Below are 18346 nucleotides of genomic sequence, written 5' to 3' on the forward strand. Positions count from 1 at the left end.
GGACCGGACACGAGCCCCTTTACAAACACCGCGGCTTGGGGATGGCTCCGCCAGCATCAGTCCTCCGGGAGCCCGCCATGACCTTCGAAGCCTGGGCCGCCTTCGCCGCCGCCACAGCCGTCCTGCTCATCATTCCCGGACCGACGATCCTGCTCGTCGTCTCCTATGCGCTCGGCCAGGGCTGGCGCACCGCGCTGCCCACCGCGATCGGCGTGGCGCTCGGCGACTTCACGGCGATGACGCTCTCCATGCTCGGCGTCGGCGCATTGCTGGCCGCCTCCGCGACCGTTTTCACCGTGCTGAAATGGGTGGGCGCCGCCTATCTGATCTGGCTCGGCTTCAAGCTCTTCCGCGCCGGCGGCACGCTCGACGCCAGGCCGAGGGAGGATGCCGCCTCGGCCTGGAAGATGCTCGGCCATGCCTGGCTGGTCACGGCGCTGAACCCGAAGAGCATCACCTTCTTCGTCGCCTTCCTGCCGCAGTTCCTCGACCCGAAGGCGGATTTCTGGACGCAGATGCTGATCTTCGAGGCGACCTTCGTGACGCTCGCCTTCGCCAATGCCTTCGGCTACGCGCTCGTCGCTTCGCGGGCGCGCTCGCTGGTGCGCAGTGAACGCGCCATCGGCCTGTTCAACAAGGCCGGCGGCGCGGCACTGATCGGCGCCGGCATCGCCGCGGTGGCGATCCGGCCCGCCAACCCTTGAGAGTTCAAACCGATATGCCAGCCCGCGACAGCGCTACGCTCGATTTCTACGCCGCCGAGGCACAGGCCTATGCCGGACGGGACCGCGAGGCGGAGAACGCGCTGATCGGTCGCTTTACCACTTTGCTCACGCCGGGCGCCCGCATTCTCGAGCTCGGCTGCGGCGGCGGGCAGGACAGTGCTGCGATGCTGGCGCGCGGCTTCGATGTCGTACCGAGCGACGGCTCGCCGGAACTGGCGGCGGAAGCCGGCAAGCGGCTCGGCGTTCCGGTGCGCGTCCTGCTGTTCGAGGAACTGGACGAAGTCGATGCCTATGACGCGGTCTGGGCCCATGCCAGCCTGCTCCATGTGCCCCGCGCCGCGCTGCCCGGCATCCTCGCCCGTATCGCGCGCGCTTTACGTCCGGGCGGCGTCTTCTTCGCCAGCTTCAAGGCCGGCGAGGCCGAGGGCCGCGACCGTTTCGGACGCTATTTCAACTATCCCTCGCCGGATTGGCTGCGCGGCGCCTATGGCCCGGAAGGCTGGGAAAGCCTGGTCGTCGAGGAGGCGTCGGGCAGCGGCTACGATGCCGAGCCGACGCGCTGGCTCCATGCCTTCGCGGTCAAGAACGCTTGATCCCGGCCGAATCTCTCTGGTTTTCGGAGGCGCCTGCGCTACATCTTCGCGACCATGAACCGTCGCCGCCTTCTCCGCATTTTCGCCCTCCCTGCCCTGCTGGGAGGCTCGGGCGTGGCCTGGGCCTCGTACCAGCGCTCGCGCAATCCCTATTATCAAGGTCCGGTCAGCGACAATTTCGACGGCCTGCGCTTCTCCGATGGCAGGCCCGTGACCAAGGGCTTCGGTGATTTCCTGCGCTGGCAGGCCGAGCGTGGCGGCCGCGAGCGCTTCCCGGAGCATTACCCCGCCCCGCCGCAGGACAAGCCGCCTCAGCGCATCGAGGGCGTGCGGGTCGCCCATATCGGCCACGCCTCCTTCCTGCACCAGATCGGCGGGCTCAACATCCTGGTCGACCCGGTGCTGTCGGAGCGTGCCAGCCCCTTCAGCTTCTTCGGGCCGAAGCGCGTCAACGCGCCGGGCATCGCCTTCGCCGATCTGCCCAAGATCGACGTCGTGCTGGTCACGCATAATCACTACGACCATCTCGACGTCGAGACGCTCGGCCGGCTGCACCGCCGCGACGACCCGCGCATGATCATGCCGCTGGGCAACGACGCGATCGTGCGCGAGGCGGTGCCGGACGTGCGCGCCGAAGCGCATGACTGGGGCACGCGGCTTCAGCTCTCCGAGACGGTCTCGACCACGCTGGTCCCGAGCTATCACTGGTCGGCCCGCGGCGCGATGGACCGGCGTATGGCGCTGTGGTGCTCCTTCATCCTTGAAGGCGGCGGCAAGCGCATCTTCCACATCGGCGACACCGGCTATCACGACGGCTCGCTCTATGAACGGCTCGGCCGCGAGCACGGCCCCTTCGACCTCGCCCTGCTGCCGATCGGCGCCTATGAGCCGCGCTGGTTCATGCAGGACAACCATATGAACCCGGCAGAGGCGGTGAAGGTGATGCTGGCGCTGCGGGCCGAACAGGCGCTCGGCCACCATTGGGGCACCTTCCAGCTCACCGATGAGGGCATCGAGCGCCCGCTGGCGGCCCTTGCCGCCGCCATGGTCGATGCCGGGCTGCCCGAGGAGCGCTTCCGGCCGATGCGGCCGGGCCTGAGCTGGACGGCATAAGCAACGTCCGCGTCATTGCGATGAGCGAAGCGACGAAGTAACCCCGGGGGCAGCAGCGCTCTACGCCTTCCTGGATTGCTTCGCTGACGCTCGCAATGACGGGCTGGCAGACGCTTCAGCGCGGCTGGACGTAGACGTTGATCTCGAGATTGGGGTCGGCCGGATCCTTGAGGTCGCCGACATATTCCTCGAGGAAGGCGTCCTTCACGACGATGCTCTTCGCATCGAGATAGGCGGTGATCGTCTCATAGGTCGAGTCGATGTCGTCATAGGGCGCGATGTGCACGAAGCGCAACGACGGCCCGGCTGGCGTCGTGCCGGCGCGAACGCCGTTGCCGAAACTCTGCGGCCGCTCGCCGCCCGGCCCGGGACCGACCGGCAGCATCGCCTCGTAGCGGAAGCCGTTGTCGTCCGTTTCGAGGAAAAGCGACAGCGGCCGCCCCGCGATCGGCAGCCTGGCTTTCTCCGCCTCCTGGCGCAACACGGCAAAACTCTCGGTCAGCCGCTTGAAGCCTTCGTCCCAGCTCGCCGAACCCGACAGGGTCAGCACCGGCTTGGCGACGAGCAGCACCTCGTCGACATCGCTCGTGTCGCCGCGCTTGCCGGCGAGAGTCTGGTTCGGGTCGAGTGTCCCGGTCTGCTGCCGAATCTGCTGCTGGGCCGGCGGCTGACCGGGTTGCGCCGGCTCCGGCAGCGTCGGCGGCGGCTGGACGGGCTGCGGCTCCAGGGGAACATCCGGCGTCGGCGCCGGCTGGACCGGCTCCGGCGTCACGGGGCGCTGCGGCGCGGGCGCGGGCTGGACCGGCTGCGGCCCGGGCACCGGTTCCGGCACTGCGGCCGGCGGGTTGGGAATTTGGGCCTGGGCAGGGGCCGCCGATCCCGGTGGCGGCGCGAGCGGCGCCGACTCGACCGGCGTCGGCGGCGCAACGCGCGACTGGGCCAGCGCAAACACGGACCAGCCCGTCAGGGCAGCGACCGCCAAAACTGCAATCCGGTAGTGCCGCATTGAGACCGCCCTGCTCACCGTCAGCGATTCGCGCCCTTGCGGCGCAGCATAGAATCTCCACCTACGCCAAGGAACGACCCGGAGGGTGGCTTTTTCACGTCACCTCCGTCATAGGACCGTGTTTCATTGGGATGTGTGACGGAATGAACGCTCTGGCCCATCGCCGGTTCCTCAAGATGAACGGTCTCGGCAACCAGATCACCGTGCTCGACCTGCGCGGAACCAGGCTGCGCGTCAGCGCCGAGGAGGCCCGCGCCATCGCCGCCGAGCCGCGCGCCCGCTTCGACCAGCTGATGGTCCTGCACGACCCCGTCACGCCCGGCACCGACGCCTTCATCCGCATCTACAACACCGATGGCTCCGAGGCCGGCGCCTGCGGCAACGGCACGCGCTGCGTCGCCTGGGCGATGCTCGCCGACCCCTTGATGGGCGATTCCGCCAAGACGGCGCTCACCCTCCAGACCAAGGCGGGATTGCTGCCGGCGCGGCGCGAAAGCGGCGACGTCTTCACGGTGGACATGGGCGAGCCCAGGCTGGCCTGGGACGAGATCCCGCTGGCCGAGCCCTTCCACGATACCGCGCATTTCGAGCTCCAGATCGGCCCGATCGACGCGCCGATCCTGCACACACCCAGCGCCGTCAACATGGGCAACCCGCACGCCGTCTTCTTCGTCGACGACCCTTACGCCTTCAACCTCGAGCAGATCGGTCCGCTGCTGGAGAACCATCCGATCTTCCCCGACCGCGCCAATATCGAGCTCGCCGCGGTCAAGGCGCTCGACCATATCGTCCTGCGCGTCTGGGAGCGCGGCGCCGGCATCACCCAGGCCTGCGGCTCGGGCGCCTGCGCGGCGCTGGTCGCGGCCGTCCGCCGCGAACTCTCGGCGCGCAAGGCCGTCGTCAGCCTGCCCGGCGGCGATCTCACCATCGAATGGCGCGAGAGCGACGGCCATGTCCTGATGACCGGGCCGGCCGAGTTCGAGTGGGAAGGCACGCTCGCGCCCGAGCTGTTCGAGAATGCCGCCTGATGGCCCTGGAGGTCGTCACCTTCGGCTGCCGCCTCAACATCGTCGAGGGCGAGGCGCTCCGGCGGCAGGCGCAGGCTGCAGGTATCGGCGATCTCGCAATCGTCAACAGCTGCGCCGTCACCGCGGAAGCGACGCGGCAGGCCCGCCAGGCCGTGCGCCGGCTGCGGCGCGAGCAGCCCGACCGGCCTGTCGTCGTCACCGGCTGCGCCGCCCAGATCGAGCCCGCCCGCTTCGCGGAGATGCCGGAGACGGCGCGCGTCATCGGCAATGCCGAGAAGATGGAGCGGGCGACCTGGGCCGCACTTGCCGGCTCCAACAGCCTGATGGCTGCCTCGGACGGAGAAGCGGCCGACAAGATCGCGGTCGGCGACATCATGGCGCAAAGCCGGCTCGCACCCGTGGAGGCCGGCCGCTCGCAGCGGCAGACGCGCGGCTTCGTGCAGGTCCAGAACGGCTGCGACCACCGCTGCACCTTCTGCGTCATCCCCTTCGGGCGCGGCAATTCACGCTCGCTCGCCGTTGACGCCGTGGTCGCGCAGTGCCGCAGCCTGACGGAAGCCGGCGCACGCGAGATCGTCCTGACCGGCGTCGACCTGACCAGCTATGGCCGCGACCTCGACGGCGCTCCGACGCTGGGACACCTGGTCCTCATGATCCTGCGCGCGCTGCCGGAGCTGCCCCGCCTGCGCCTGTCCTCGATCGACGCGGTCGAGGTCGACGACGAGCTGCGCGAGGCGATCGCGACCGAGCCCCGCCTGATGCCGCATCTGCATCTTTCGCTGCAGGCCGGCGACGACCTGATCCTGAAACGCATGAAGCGCCGCCATGGCCGGGAGGATGCGATCCGCTTCTGCGCGCAGATGCGCGATCTGCGGCCCGACATCGCCTTCGGTGCCGACCTGATCGCCGGCTTCCCGACCGAGGACGAGGCGATGTTTGCCCGCTCGCTCGACCTGATCGGCGAATGCGGGCTGAGCTACGTCCATGTCTTCCCCTATTCCGCCCGCCCCGGCACGCCGGCGGCCCGCATGCCGCAGCATCCGGGCGGGCTCGTCGCCGAGCGGGCGGCGAGGCTGCGCGCGGCTGCCGCGACCGCCCATGCGAGCCATCTCGAAACCCGCCTCGGCAAGGCGCTGAGTGTGCTGACCGAGCGCGGCAACACCGGCCGCGCCGAGGATTTCACCCTGATCCGCTTCGCCCGCGACGTGGCGGCGGGCGATGTCGTCCCGGTGACGGCGAAGGCTGCCGACGAGCGCGCGCTGATCGCAGCGTGAGGCGCGTCAGGCGGCGACTGCCGCACCACTCACCCGCTGCACCTGGTTGTTGCAATAGCCGCGCGGGTTCCACTCGACCTCGAGCGGCTGGACATTGCCCTGCACGTCGCGCGCCTGCGCCAGCACGACCAGAGGTCCGGCCTGGCCGATCTCGAAGGTCGTACTGAAGCGCCGCCAGGCGAAGGGCCCCTCGCCTTCCTCCAGCGCCACCTCGCACCAGTTCGCGCCGCCGTCGCAGGAAGCGCGCGCGCCCGCGAGCGGGATCGCGCCGCTCCAGGCGAAGCCCGAAACCTTTAGCCTGCCGCCGACAGGCACGGTGAAGCCGGGCGCCGGAGCCGTGATCAAGGACTTCACCGGCATGTCGGTGATGACCGCGAATTCGCTCGTGTCGAGCGGCTCGCCCGGCCTCACTGGCCGGACCGGCATCCGGTAGTTGGTCCCGCACATCTTCTCGCCGTCATGCTCGTGCGGGCGCAACGTGATGCGGTCGAGCCATTTCTGCCAGGCCGAACCCGGAAAGCCCGGCGCCACGATCCGCAGCGGCCCGCCATGCAGCCGCGGCAGCGGCTCGCCGTTCATCGCGAAGGCGATCAGCGTCTCCGGCGCCAGCGCCTTGGCGACCGGCAGCCCGCGCGACAAGGCCGGCCGCGAGGGATCGGCGAGCAGCCGGTCGGGCGCGTAATGGCCGGTATAGACGGCGCTCTCCTTCAACCCCGCATGCTCAAGCACATCCCTGAGCCTCACCCCGGTCCAGCGGGCGCAACCCACCGCGCCGAGCCGCCAGGGCAGCCCGTCGGTCGCCGGCGAGAATTGCGAGCGGCCATTGCCCGCGCATTCGAGCACGGCGGTGACGGTGACCGTCTCGAACTTCTCGCGCAGCCCGGCCAGCGTCCACAAGGCCGGGCGCTCGACCTCGCCATCGATGGTCAGCGTCCAGTCGCGCCCTCCGGCCTCCGGCACGTCGCCATTGTTGCGGATGAAGAAGGCATCGATCGGCGTGATCGGCTCGGACAGAAGCTCCAGCGTCGGCTCGGCGTTCAGGGCCTCGTCGTCATGGACGTAGAGCCCGGGCTTCAAGAGGCGCAGCAATGGAAGTTCGGTCAGGCGTCGGGACAAACAGCCACTCCGTTCGGCTCGGATTGCAATCGAGCACGGACGGGCCGCGCCGGGAACGGCGGCAAGCTAGCCCACCCCGTCGGCAAAGGCGACGCCGCGCGGGCGGCCAGCGACAACGCCCGCCGCTAGGACCCTGAGACGTGCTCCTCGCGCAAGGCCCGGCGCAGGACCTTGCCGACATTGGTCTTCGGCAGGCTCTCCCGGAAGAAGATCTGCCGCGGCACCTTGTAGCCGGTCAGGCTCTGCTTGCAGAAGGCGCGCAGCTCGTCGGCGCTGAGCGTATCGTCCTTGCGGACGACGAAGGCGGTGACGGCCTCGCCGGAATGCTCGTCCGGCAGGCCGACGACCGCGGCCTCGCGCACGCCGGGATGCGCCGCCAGCACCTCCTCGACTTCGTTCGGATAGACGTTGAAGCCCGAGACCAGCACCATGTCCTTCATGCGGTCGACGATCCGGACCTGTCCGTCCGGCTGCATCACGCCGATGTCGCCGCTGCGGAAGAAGCCGTCCGGCGTCATCACCTTGGCGGTCTCGTCCGGCCGGTTCCAGTAGCCGACCATCACCTGCGGGCCGCGGATGCAGATCTCGCCGGATTCGCCGATCGACAGATCGTTCCCCTCGGAGTCGCGGATCGCAAAGTCCGTCGAGGGGACCGGGAAGCCGACCGTGCCGCTGAATTCAGAGATGTCGGGCCGGTTGATCGACGCGACGGGCGAGGTCTCGGACAGGCCGTAGCCCTCGATGATCGGCCGTCCCGTGACCTGCTTCCAGTGCTTGGCGACAGCGGCCTGCGTCGCCATGCCACCCGACACGGCGAAGCGCAGCTCCTCGAAATTGACCTCTGCGAATCCGGGATGGTTCGCGAGCGCGTTGTAGAGCGTGTTGACGCCGGAGATGATCGTGAAGCGGCTGGATTTCAGCGTCTTGACGAAGCCGTCGATGTCCCGCGGATTGGCGATCAGCAGCCCCTTGGCGCCGATGCGCAGCATGAACAGGCAGCAGCAGGTCAGCGCGAAGATGTGGTAGAGCGGCAGCGCCGTCACCATGACGTGCTGGTAGTCGCTGCGCCCATGCGGCGGCTCCAGCGCCCAGCCGAGCCAGAGCGCGCATTGCTCGACATTGGAGGCGACGTTGCGATGCGTCAGCGTCGCGCCCTTGGCGACGCCGGTCGTTCCGCCGGTGTATTGCAGGAAGGCGACGTCGTCGGGCCCGACCTTGACCGGCTGCATCTCGGCAGAGCCCGCCAGGATCGTCGCCAGCGGGACGGAGCCGGGCAGGTCGTAGCGCTTGACCACCTTCTTGATCCGGCGCGCGACGAAATTGACGATGTGTCCCTTGAAGCCCATCAGGTCGCCGGCGGTGGCGACGATGATCGCGTCCAAACTCAGCTGCGGCTTCGCCTCCTGGACCACATGGGCGAAGTTCTCGATCACCACCAGCACCCGCGCGCCCGAATCGTTGAGCTGATGGGCGAGTTCGCGCGCCGTGTAGAGCGGATTGACGTTGACGACGGTGAAGCCGCCGATCAGCGCGCCGAACATCACCGCCGGATAAGCCAGGATGTTCGGCATCATCAGCGCGACGCGGTCGCCCCTCTGGAAGCCCATCGACTGCAGCCAGGCGGCGAAGGCGCGCGCGGCGGCGCCGGTTTCGGCGAAGCTGATCGCCTTGCCGAAGCTTTCGAAGGCCGGGCGCTGCGCATAGCTGCGGCACGCGCCGTTGATCAGGTCGGCCAGCGTCCCGGTCTGGGCTTCGTCGATCCGGGGCGGCACGGCAGCCGGATAATGTGCCAGCCACGGCCGCGGGTCCGGCTTCCCCTGCTGGGCGCTCGCATTCATGGTCGTCCTCCCCGATCGCCCGGCCTTGACCCGCTAGGCCGGGCGGTCGGTGCGCCTTTTTCTCCCGGCTACACTGCGTAACGGCGGCGGCGGGCGCAAGCGCCCGCCGCTTAAACTTCGTCGCTCAGCGCGCCTGTGCCAGGGCATGGGCGGAAACGACCGCATCGGCCGGCTTCCCGGCGAGTTCGGCAAGGTGATCGAAGCGCGCGGTGAAGGAGCCGACGCCCGAGGTCGCCGAACGCAGTTCGACGATCAGCCCAGCCATCTCGGCCTCGGGCATCAGCGCGTTGATCTGGTCCCAGCCGCGCCAGCCGGGGCGCGAATCGTAGCCGAGGATCTGCCCGCGCCGGCCGGAGACGATCGCCGAGGCGCGCGACATCGCTTCCGACGGGATGACCACCTCCACGGCCAGGATCGGCTCGAGCAGCACGGACTTCGCCTGCGGCACCGCTTCCGCCATCGCGATCCGCGCCGCCTGGCGGAAGGCCATGTCGGAGGAATCGACGCTGTGATAGGAACCGTCGGTCAGCGTCACCTCGAGATCGACGAGCGGGAAGCCGAGCGGGCCATTGCGGCAATAGTCCCGCATCCCGGCCTCGACGGAGGCGATGTACTGCCGCGGCACGGCCCCGCCGACGATGCGGTCGACGAACCGGATGCCCTCGCCACGCGGCAGGGCCGCGACCTCCAGCACCACGTCGCCATATTGGCCATGGCCGCCGCTCTGCTTGCGATGCCGCCCGCGCGCCCCGCCCTTGCCGCGGATCGTCTCGCGATAGCCGATCTGCGGCGGCTTGCTTTCGACAGTCACGCCATGGCGCCCCGCCAGCCGCTCGAGCGTGACGCGCAGATGCATCTCGCCCTGCCCCGCCAGCCGCAGCTCGCCCAGTTCCGGCAGCTGCTCGATCGAGAGCGCCGTGTCCTCGTCGGCAAGACGTGCGAGGGACGATGTCAGCTTGACGTCGTCCTTGCGGTCCCGCGCCGCGACGGCCAGTGCATGGACCGCCTCGGGCGGCGCGATCGTGCTGACCATCGGCGCGCGCAGCTTGCCGAGCGCGATCGAATCCCCCGTGGCCACGCTTTCGAGACGGGCAAAGGCCGCGACATCGCCTTCCTCGACCGCCGGGTGACGCGATTGCTCCGCGCCCTTGAGCTCGATGACGCCGGCGATGCGCGTCTCGACCCCGCTCGACGAGGTCACGACATCGCCTTCGGCCAGCCGGCCGCGCAGCATGCGGGCGAGCGAGAGCTTGCCGCCATGGTTGGAGTGCCAGGTCTTCATCACCTGCGCGAGCGGCACGCCCTCGGCCACGACGCCGGTGCGTCCGCGCGTCACGTCCAGTCCCGGCGCCTCGTGTCGCAGCGCCTTGAGCAGGCGCGTCACGCCGTTGCCGCGCTCGGCCGAACCGATCAGCACCGGCACGACATGGCGCTCCTGCAATTCGCGGGCGAGATCGTCGAATATCCGGTCCTGCGGCGGCTCCATGTCGCCGAGCAGTTCCTCCATCAGCGCATCGTCATAGTCGGCGAGCTTCTCCAGCATCGAGAAACGCGCTTCCTTCTCGCGCCCGGTCTCCTCGGCGGCGAGCGGCACGATCTCGCTGGGGGCGTGCTCGCGATAGATGAAGGCTCGTTCGAGCGCGAGGTCGATGAAACCGATCGCGATGCCCTTCTGCCAGATCGGAATCTGGCGCAGCAGCAGCGGCGTCCGCGACGCCCGCTGCAGGATGGGCAGCGTCTCGCGCACGCGCCGCGTCGCGCTGTCGATCTTGTTGAGGAAGAGGAAGCGCGGAATGTCCGCCTCCTCCAGCTCGCGCAGCACGAGCTCCAGCGCCGGCGCCTTCCTGTCATCGGCCTCGCAGACCACGACGGCGGCGTCGACCACCGGCAGGACGTGGCGCATCTCGTGCAGGAATTCGACGGAGCCGGGGCAGTCGATGAAATGGAAGCGCTCGCCGAGGAAGGTGACGCTGGCGACGTTCGGGTCGGTGCTCATCTGGTGGGAGCGGGCCTCGGGGGCCGCATCGCCGACACTGTTGCCGGTCTTGACGGAGCCGGCGCGGGAGAGAGCACCGCAGCGCTCCAGGATGCTTTCAAGCAGGGTGGTCTTGCCGCTCTGGAAGGGGCCGACGATGGCGATGCATCGCGGCCCCGGTTGTCTCGCGCCGTTGCGGGGGCCTCCGGCCGGGGAAGCTGCAGACATGGTGTCCTCCTTCGGGTCGTGCCGCGAAGAGGGCGGGAGGCGAAGGCCTCAGGGCTCCGGCGCGGCGTGAAGCCGGCGAGGACGGATGGATGCACCCACGCCGGTCGGGCGGCGGTCGCACCGGCCCGACGAGGCCGGGCGGCCGTCGAAGAGGGATCGTGGGGTCACGTTCGCGCCGTTCACCGGCCGGCGCAAGACAAAGTTCTGCTGCGACGCAGCGCAGTCGGAGAGCCGCAGCCGCGATCAGGGAACCACGCCGCGGCAGGCCCAGGCGACATTCGCAAAGGATCGCGGGCCGTCAGGCCGCCCGGCCTGGTAGGCGTCGCGCACGGCCGCCACTGCCCGCCCGCGCTCTTCCGCGTCCAGCGTGACGAGATATTTGCCAAGAGGTCCCTCACCCGCGCCGATCGGTGCCCAGAAATCGTCGAAGCTCTGGTAGTCCATGCGGATCATCAGCTCCGTCTCGGTGACGTCCGCGAGCCCCTCGGCGACGAAGGCCTGCTGCATTTCATGCGGCCGCATCATCGGCTGGAAGCAGTAGCGGCTCCGCAGTTCGCGCCCGCCCTCGCTGAGCGCCGCGACCGTGTCGACCATCATCCGCATGCCCGGCATGCCGCCGAAATGGTCCCAGACGACCGCCGCAACGACGCCGCCCGATCGCGTGACGCGGCGCATCTCAGCTATGGCCTTGGCGGTTTCGGGCACGAAGTGGAGGACGAGCAGCGCCAGGGCACGGTCGAAGCGATCGTCCTCGAACGGCAAGGCGCAGGCATCGGCCTGCTGGATCGTGATGCGCGGATCGGTATTGCGCCGGATCGCCGCCTCGACGAAAACCGGCGAAAAGTCGATGGCGGAAATCTCGGCCAGGCCGGCGGTCTTGGCCAATGCAAAGGTCAGGCTGCCGGTGCCGCAGCCGACGTCGAGAACCCTCTCGCCGCCGGCAATTCCCGCGAAATCGATGAAAAGCGGCGCCAGCTTCCGGCTCCAGCGGCCCATGAGCTGGTCATAGGCGGCAGCATCGTGAACGTTGAAGCAAGAGGTCATCAAAGCCTCCATGTGCTCCGCTATGCGTGCCTCATGGTAGCCCCCGGCAGAGTGACTGCCAACCGAGGAGTGGCGCCCAACAGGCAAGACAGGCGCGCAGGGCGCCTCTCGTCCCCCCTAAAGGTTTCGCCGCTCGCCGCGCAGCGTCGCAAGCCCGATGCCGGCCGCGTCGAAGCCGCCATCGACCGCCAGCGTCTGCCCGGTGATGTAGCTCGCCTGCTCGCCGCATAGGAAGAAGATCGCAGCCGCCAGCTCTTCCTCGAGCCCATAGCGGGCGAGCGGGATTGCGTCGCGATAATCGGCGCGGATCTCGGGCGTGTGCACCGCCTTGGCCATCGCCGTCTCGACCGGGCCGGGCGCGACCGCGTTGACGCGGATGCCGAGCGCGGCGAGTTCAGCCGCCTGCTGCTTGGTGAGATGGGCCAGCGCCGCCTTGGAGGTCCCGTAGGCGACGCGCAGCGTCGAGGCACGCAGGCCTGAGATCGAGGTGATGTTGACGATGGCCCCACCGCCGGTGTCCGCCATCAGCGGCGCCGCGAGCTGCGTCGTCAGGAAGGGGCCGGTCAGGTTGACCGCGAGCACCCGGCTCCACTCGGCATGGCTGGTCTCCAGCAGCGGCTTGAACACCGCCGTGCCGGCATTGTTGACCAGCGCATCGAGCCGCCCGAAGCGCGCGGCCAGCGCGGCGAAGGCGGCTTCGACGGCCGCGGGCTCGGACACGTCGCAGACGAGCGCCAGAGTCACATCCGGCCGGGCGATCTCCGCCACCGCAGCATCGAGCGTCGCGCCGTCGATGTCGAGCAGTGCGACCCGCCAACCCTCGGTGAGAAAGCGCTTCGCGGCGGCGAGCCCGATCCCACGCGCGGCACCGGTGACGAGGGCGACTTTGGAGGCGTCTTGTGTCATGGTTCCGGCCCGGTGCTGTCGTTGTTATTGAGCACCCGTATGCACGTGGCCGCGCGCCGAGCCAAGCCAGGCATGGCCGCAACGCAGTTTGCCGAAGGCCTCGCTCGACAAGCGCCCGCATCTCCTGTATGGGCCGCTCACTCAACTGAAAACAGCGTGCCGAACGCCCGCGTGTCCACACGCGCCAACGGCCATGGAGAGACCCATGAACATCATCGAACAGCTCGACCAGGAGCAGATCGCCAAGCTCAGCGAAGGTCGCGAGATCCCGCACTTCCAGCCCGGCGACACCGTCCAGGTCAACGTGAAGGTCAAGGAAGGCGAGCGCAGCCGCGTCCAGGCCTATGAGGGCGTCTGCATCGCCCGCAACGGCGGCGGGCTCAACCAGAGCTTCACCGTCCGCAAGATTTCCTATGGCGAGGGCGTCGAGCGCGTCTTCCCGCTGTTCTCGCCGAACCTCGATTCGATTAAGGTCGTCCGCAAGGGCAAGGTGCGCCGCGCCAAGCTCTATTACCTGCGCGATCGCCGCGGCAAGTCGGCCCGCATCGCCGAGCGCGTCGAGGCCCGCCCCGCCAAGGGCAGCAAGGCCGCCGCCAAGTAAGCGGCAGACGACGCTTCTTCGTCATATGCTTTCGAAACGCGGCCTCCGGGCCGCGTTTTTTTGTTGCCCGCACTGTTTCGGTGGCGCCGTGCCGCGTCTCGATTGTCCGGCCTGATTGGAACTGCTACATAGTAGCCATGCCGTGCCGAGAGCATCAGTTGCTGCACTTCAACATCGTCCAGGGCGAGGGCCATCTGCCCGCCCTGCCGACGACGCAGGACTTCGTTGCGCTGGACGATCACGCCCGCCTGCCCTGGCGCTTCTTCGGCCGCTTCACCGCGTCGCTCGCCGCAGGCCTTAGCCGCGCCTGAGACCCGCGCTGCCGCGCGGGCGACAGGCCGACGCGACATGACGCCAGCCGCAAACGCGCCGGCGCCCTCCAGATTTCCGCTTGATATTCGACACTTAAAGGCTCGACGCCATGACCGCGACATCCGCACCCCGCACCCTGTACGACAAGATTTTCGACGACCACGTCGTCGACCGGCAGGAGGACGGCACCTGCCTGCTCTATATCGACCGCCACCTCGTCCATGAGGTCACCTCGCCGCAGGCCTTCGAGGGCCTGCGCATGACCGGCCGCAAGGTCCGCAGCCCCGAGAAGACGCTCGCCGTCGTCGACCACAACATCCCGACGACCGACCGCTCCAAGGGCATCGCCGAGGAAGAAAGCCGCATCCAGGTCGAGGCGCTGGCGAAGAACGCAGCCGAGTTCGGCGTGCAGTATTTCAACGAGCTCGATATCCGCCAGGGCATCGTCCACATCGTCGGCCCCGAGCAGGGCTTCACCCTGCCCGGCACCACGATCGTCTGCGGCGACAGCCACACCTCGACGCATGGCGCCTTCGGGGCACTGGCGCACGGCATCGGCACCTCGGAGGTCGAGCATGTGCTGGCCACCCAGACGCTGATCCAGAAGAAGGCGAAGAACATGCTCGTCCAGGTGGACGGCACGCCTGCGCCCGGCGTCGGCGCCAAGGACATCACGCTCGCCATCATCGGCGAGATCGGCACCGCCGGCGGCACCGGCTCGGTGATCGAATATGCCGGCGAGGCCATTCGCGGCCTGTCGATGGAAGGCCGCATGACGGTCTGCAACATGTCGATCGAGGGCGGCGCCCGCGCCGGCATGGTCGCGCCTGACCAGAAGTCCTTCGATTACCTGAAGGGCCGCCCAAAGGCCCCGACGGGCGCGGCCTGGGACGAAGCCGTGCGCTACTGGGAGACGCTGTTCAGCGACGAGGGCGCGCATTTCGACCGGATCGTGCGCCTCGACGCCGGTAACCTGCCGCCGATCGTCTCCTGGGGCACCAGCCCCGAGGACGTTGTCTCGGTTGCTGGCATCGTGCCCGATCCGGAGCAGATCGAGGACGAGGTCAAGCGCGCCTCGAAGAAGCGCGCGCTGGAATATATGGGCCTGACCGCTGGCACGAAAATGACCGAGATCCCGCTCGACGTGATCTGGATCGGCTCCTGCACCAATGGCCGCATCGAGGACCTGCGTACGGTCGCGAAGATCGTCGAGGGCAAGAAGATCCATGAGAGCCTGGACTATGCCATGATCGTGCCGGGCTCCGGCCTGGTGAAGCAGCAGGCCGAGGCCGAGGGGCTGGACAAGATCTTCCTCGCCGCCGGCTTCGAATGGCGCGAGCCGGGCTGCTCGATGTGCCTCGGCATGAATCCGGACCAGCTCAAGCCGGGCCAACGCGCCGCCTCGACCTCGAACCGCAACTTCGAGGGCCGGCAGGGCTATCGCGGCCGCACCCACCTCGTCTCGCCGGCGATGGCGGCGGCAGCCTCGCTGACAGGCCACTTCGTCGACGTGCGCAGGTTGGGCTGACGATCGAACCGGGGAGCGCCTCATGTCGAACGACCCCCGCGAAGCCGCTCGCGCCGCCGAGGCAAAGGCCTCGCTCGACCGCGTCAAGCGCGACAGCGAAACCGTGCTCGGCTCATCGATGGGCCGCGCTGCCGGGCATTTCTCCGGCAGCGATGCGCCCGAGGGCGACAAGATCGAGCTCTGGGGGCGGCGCATCGGCCGCTCCCTCTCGCTCGTCGGCGTCGTCGTTCTGGCCTGGTGGCTCGGCCACCAGCTGAAGGTCTGGTGATGGGCAGCGTTCCGGCGATCAAGGCTGCGTCGGCAGGATCTCCCGATCCCGGCTGGGACAGCGCGAAGGCTCCTTCCCTCGGAGATTTCGAGGAGCTGGCTCAAACCGCGTTCGACCGGCTGCCGGACGAATTCCGCGCGCTCTGCGCGGATGTGATCTTCAACGTCACCGAGTTCCCGGAGGACGATGTCTGCAAGGAGCTCGGGGCCGAGAGCCCCTTCGACATCCTCGGCCTGTTCTCCGGGGTCGGCCTGCCGCAGCAGGGCTACAGCCCCCAGACCGGCCAGATGCCGAACACGATCCACCTCTATCGCCGCCCGATCCTCGACTACTGGGCAGAGAACGACGAGAGCCTCGGCGCCATCGTCACCCATGTGCTGGTGCATGAGATCGGGCACCATTTCGGCTTCTCCGACGAGGACATGGAAGCCATCGAGCAGGCGGCGGGGTGAGCATGGTCGACGATCTCATCCGCCATTGGCCCGCACTCGCCCTGGTCTATTCGGCCTTCCTGATCGCCATCGCGAGCCCGGGTCCGAGCAACATGGCGGTGATGGCGACCGCGATGGAGCATGGCCGCGCCGCCGGCATGACGCTCGCGCTCGGTGTCAGCACCGGCTCGCTGACCTGGGGCATCCTCGCCGCGCTCGGCGTCTCGACGCTGGTCGCGGCGCAGCCCGGCGCGCTCTACGCCATCAAGATCGCCGGCGGGCTCTACCTGTTCTACCTGGCCTGGCGCTCGGCCCGCTCTGCCATGCGCACCGAGACGCCCGCGATCAGGGCGATGCCCTCCGGCCGGCGCCTCTGGCTGCGCGGCTACCTGATGCATCTCACCAACCCGAAGGCGATCCTGAGCTGGACGGCGATGATCGCGTTGGGCCTGCGGCCGGACACGCCCGGCACCGTCGTGGCGGCGATCGTCGTCGGCTGCCTGCTGATCTCTGTGCTTCTCAACCAGGGCTACGCGCTGCTGTTCTCGACCGCCCGGATGGTCGCCGGCTATCGCCGCGTGCGCCGCCGCGCCGAGGCCGCTCTCTCCGCCTTCTTCGCCTTCGCCGGCTTCAAGCTTCTGACGATGCCCTGATCACGAAACATCCGACTTTCTACGTTTTCCGGAGTTACCGACCATGCAGCCCTTCACCACACTGACCTCCACCCCCGCGCCCTTGAAGGTGATCAATGTCGACACCGACATGATCATCCCCAAGCAGTATCTGAAGACGATCAAGCGCACCGGGCTCGGCACCGCGCTGTTCTCGGAGATGCGCTACAAGGACGACGGCTCGGACAACCCGGATTTCGTGCTGAACCAGCCGGCCTATCGCAAATCCGAGATCCTCGTCGCCGGCGACAATTTCGGTTGCGGCTCGTCGCGAGAGCACGCGCCCTGGGCCCTGCTCGATTTCGGCATCCGCTGCGTGATTTCGACCAGCTTCGCCGACATCTTCTACAACAACTGCTTCAAGAACGGCATCCTGCCGATCAAGGTCACGCCCGAGGAGCTGGAGAAGCTCTTCGACGACGCCGATCGCGGCTCGAACGCGACGCTGACGGTCGACCTCGAGAACCAGACGATCAAGGGTCCGGACGGCGGCACGATCAACTTCGAGATCGACCCCTTCCGCAAGCACTGCCTGCTGAACGGCCTCGACGATATCGGCCTGACCATGGAGAAGGCACCGAAGATCGAGGCCTTCGAGGACAAGCTGAAGCAGCGCGCCTGGGCTTGAAGCCAACCACCGCTTCAGCGTCACAGATCGGAATGCGAAAGGGCCGCGCAAGCGGCCCGTTTTGTTTGTCGGCAAGCGATCTGCAGAGTCCCCGGAATGCGAAAGCCGCCGCCCCTTATAGGGCGGCGGCTCCCGAATGGTTGGTTCGGTCACATCACCGGAAGTATGGCGACATCACGGACCGGCACCGTGAGCCCCTCAACCTTGCCAACCATCGAGGCCTTGCCCGTGGCGAGGTCGACCTTGTGCAGGGCGCCGTCCGCGAGCAGCCAGCCGGTATTCGTCCCATCCGGGCCCGCCTCGATGTCGAAGGCCACCGCCTTCGGCATCACGCCGAGCTTTCCGACAGCACCCAGAACGCCGTCGTTCGGCGGCGCCTGCTTGAGCAGGGCGCCGATCTTGCCGTCGATGTCGTAGAGCACCGTTTCCTTCGTGCCCTTGACCGAATTGGTGTAGGCGCCGGCCACGATCATCGGCGTCTCGCCCTTGTGCATGTCGCTCTCGGCGAATTTCAGCTTGCCGTCGACCGTGGTCTTGCCGTCATCGACGTTGACGCGAAGATTGGTGCCGTCGGAGCCGATGACGCGCAGCCGGTCAGCCGCCGGATTGAAGTCGACGGTCGCCATGGCGGACGCGGCGAGCACCGTGTCCATCTTCGACTTCATCGTCGCCTTGCCGGCGCTGTCGACGGTGTAGATCGTACCGTCCGTCGTCAGTGCATAGAGCATTCCATCCGCCGGACGCACGTCGATGCCGGCGATCTTCCCCTTGATGCCGGTGACCTTCATCGACTTGCCGGCCTTCTGGGTCGCGGTGTCGATCATGGTGAGGGTGTCGTCGCCGGTCAGCGCGGCGAGCGTGCCGGCCTGGGCGGACAGGCTTGCAGCCATGGAGGCACCGATGATGGTCGTGGCGAGCGATACGAGACGTGCGGTCTTGTTCATGTCGTCTTTCTCCGGTTCATCAGGTCGATGCCGCGTCATGCGCTGGCGGGCCGCGGCACTCGGACCGGGTATGCTGGCGGCCTGGCCGCGGATGCAGCGCAAAAAATAAAGAAAACT

19 protein-coding genes are annotated in these 18346 nt (G+C 68.2%); 12 read left to right on the forward strand and 7 right to left on the reverse strand.

All coding sequences use genetic code 11. The annotated features are described in order from the left end of the window. Positions 1–77: 77 nt before the first annotated feature. Genes ASE63_RS20220 through ASE63_RS20230 form a run of 3 tightly spaced genes read left to right on the forward strand, consistent with a single transcriptional unit; the run spans position 78 to position 2431 of the window. Entirely contained in the window at positions 78–704 is a 627-nt protein-coding gene (locus ASE63_RS20220; protein WP_056805581.1) for a LysE family translocator, read from the forward strand. Between the two features lie 14 nt (positions 705–718). After that, positions 719–1318 carry a class I SAM-dependent methyltransferase gene (locus tag ASE63_RS20225; protein ID WP_056805583.1) on the forward strand — a complete coding sequence of 200 codons (600 nt, stop codon included), beginning with the start codon at positions 719–721 and terminating at the stop codon, positions 1316–1318. A 54-nt stretch (positions 1319–1372) separates the two neighbouring features. Beyond that, positions 1373–2431 carry an MBL fold metallo-hydrolase gene (locus ASE63_RS20230; protein ID WP_056805587.1) on the forward strand — a complete coding sequence of 353 codons (1059 nt, stop codon included), beginning with the start codon at positions 1373–1375 and terminating at the stop codon, positions 2429–2431. A gap of 115 nt (positions 2432–2546) precedes the next feature. Here ASE63_RS20230 and ASE63_RS20235 read toward each other — a convergent pair whose 3' ends face one another. Beyond that, a complete protein-coding gene (locus ASE63_RS20235) occupies positions 2547–3413 on the reverse strand; it encodes a GyrI-like domain-containing protein (RefSeq protein ID WP_056805591.1) in 867 nt (288 codons plus the stop codon). A 167-nt stretch (positions 3414–3580) separates the two neighbouring features. Between ASE63_RS20235 and dapF the strand changes: the two genes are divergently transcribed. After that, on the forward strand, positions 3581–4465 hold the full coding sequence (dapF, locus tag ASE63_RS20240) for a diaminopimelate epimerase (protein ID WP_056805594.1): 885 nt from the start codon (positions 3581–3583) through the stop codon (positions 4463–4465). Next, the gene (mtaB, locus tag ASE63_RS20245) at positions 4465–5739 is read left to right on the forward strand and encodes a tRNA (N(6)-L-threonylcarbamoyladenosine(37)-C(2))-methylthiotransferase MtaB (RefSeq protein WP_056805597.1); all 1275 of its coding nucleotides are present in this window, start codon (positions 4465–4467) and stop codon (positions 5737–5739) included. Before dapF ends, mtaB begins: the two co-directional genes overlap by 1 nt. A gap of 6 nt (positions 5740–5745) precedes the next feature. Here mtaB and ASE63_RS20250 read toward each other — a convergent pair whose 3' ends face one another. The 5 genes from ASE63_RS20250 to ASE63_RS20270 form a co-directional block, all read right to left on the reverse strand. After that, positions 5746–6828 (reverse strand): sulfite oxidase, encoded by a 1083-nt coding sequence (locus tag ASE63_RS20250; RefSeq protein ID WP_056805600.1) that lies wholly within the window; start codon positions 6826–6828, stop codon positions 5746–5748. Positions 6829–6980: 152 nt separating this feature from the next. Continuing rightward, positions 6981–8693 (reverse strand): AMP-binding protein, encoded by a 1713-nt coding sequence (locus ASE63_RS20255; RefSeq protein ID WP_056805603.1) that lies wholly within the window; start codon positions 8691–8693, stop codon positions 6981–6983. A gap of 124 nt (positions 8694–8817) precedes the next feature. Next, complete coding sequence (locus ASE63_RS20260) at positions 8818–10896, reverse strand: elongation factor G (protein WP_056805606.1); 2079 nt, start codon at positions 10894–10896, stop codon at positions 8818–8820. Between the two features lie 243 nt (positions 10897–11139). After that, positions 11140–11940, reverse strand: coding sequence for a class I SAM-dependent methyltransferase (locus tag ASE63_RS20265; RefSeq protein ID WP_056806154.1), 801 nt, complete (start codon positions 11938–11940; stop codon positions 11140–11142). Between the two features lie 117 nt (positions 11941–12057). Then, entirely contained in the window at positions 12058–12846 is a 789-nt protein-coding gene (locus tag ASE63_RS20270) for an SDR family oxidoreductase (protein ID WP_056805610.1), read from the reverse strand. 205 nt (positions 12847–13051) lie between these two features. Between ASE63_RS20270 and rplS the strand changes: the two genes are divergently transcribed. The 7 genes from rplS (at position 13052) to leuD (ending at position 17285) form a co-directional block, all read left to right on the forward strand. Then, a complete protein-coding gene (gene rplS / locus ASE63_RS20275; RefSeq protein ID WP_056805613.1) occupies positions 13052–13447 on the forward strand; it encodes a 50S ribosomal protein L19 in 396 nt (131 codons plus the stop codon). A gap of 158 nt (positions 13448–13605) precedes the next feature. After that, positions 13606–13758 carry a hypothetical protein gene (locus ASE63_RS27525; protein WP_156410503.1) on the forward strand — a complete coding sequence of 51 codons (153 nt, stop codon included), beginning with the start codon at positions 13606–13608 and terminating at the stop codon, positions 13756–13758. A gap of 110 nt (positions 13759–13868) precedes the next feature. Next, positions 13869–15287: a 3-isopropylmalate dehydratase large subunit gene (gene leuC, locus ASE63_RS20280; RefSeq protein ID WP_056805617.1), complete on the forward strand. Its 1419-nt coding sequence runs from the start codon at positions 13869–13871 to the stop codon at positions 15285–15287. A 22-nt stretch (positions 15288–15309) separates the two neighbouring features. After that, the gene (locus ASE63_RS20285) at positions 15310–15555 is read left to right on the forward strand and encodes a hypothetical protein (protein ID WP_056805622.1); all 246 of its coding nucleotides are present in this window, start codon (positions 15310–15312) and stop codon (positions 15553–15555) included. Then, positions 15555–16007 carry a metallopeptidase family protein gene (locus ASE63_RS20290; RefSeq protein ID WP_082610150.1) on the forward strand — a complete coding sequence of 151 codons (453 nt, stop codon included), beginning with the start codon at positions 15555–15557 and terminating at the stop codon, positions 16005–16007. The genes ASE63_RS20285 and ASE63_RS20290 overlap by 1 nt, the downstream gene beginning before the upstream one ends. Positions 16008–16009: 2 nt before the next feature. Then, positions 16010–16639 (forward strand): LysE family translocator, encoded by a 630-nt coding sequence (locus ASE63_RS20295; RefSeq protein WP_056805624.1) that lies wholly within the window; start codon positions 16010–16012, stop codon positions 16637–16639. Between the two features lie 43 nt (positions 16640–16682). Beyond that, positions 16683–17285, forward strand: coding sequence for a 3-isopropylmalate dehydratase small subunit (gene leuD, locus ASE63_RS20300; protein ID WP_056805627.1), 603 nt, complete (start codon positions 16683–16685; stop codon positions 17283–17285). Positions 17286–17434: 149 nt separating this feature from the next. Here leuD and ASE63_RS20305 read toward each other — a convergent pair whose 3' ends face one another. Beyond that, positions 17435–18229: a DUF4394 domain-containing protein gene (locus tag ASE63_RS20305; RefSeq protein ID WP_056805630.1), complete on the reverse strand. Its 795-nt coding sequence runs from the start codon at positions 18227–18229 to the stop codon at positions 17435–17437. Positions 18230–18346: the final 117 nt, after the last annotated feature.

This window comes from Allobosea sp. Root381 (assembly GCF_001429395.1).
In the GTDB taxonomy this organism is placed as follows: Bacteria; Pseudomonadota; Alphaproteobacteria; order Rhizobiales; family Beijerinckiaceae; genus Allobosea.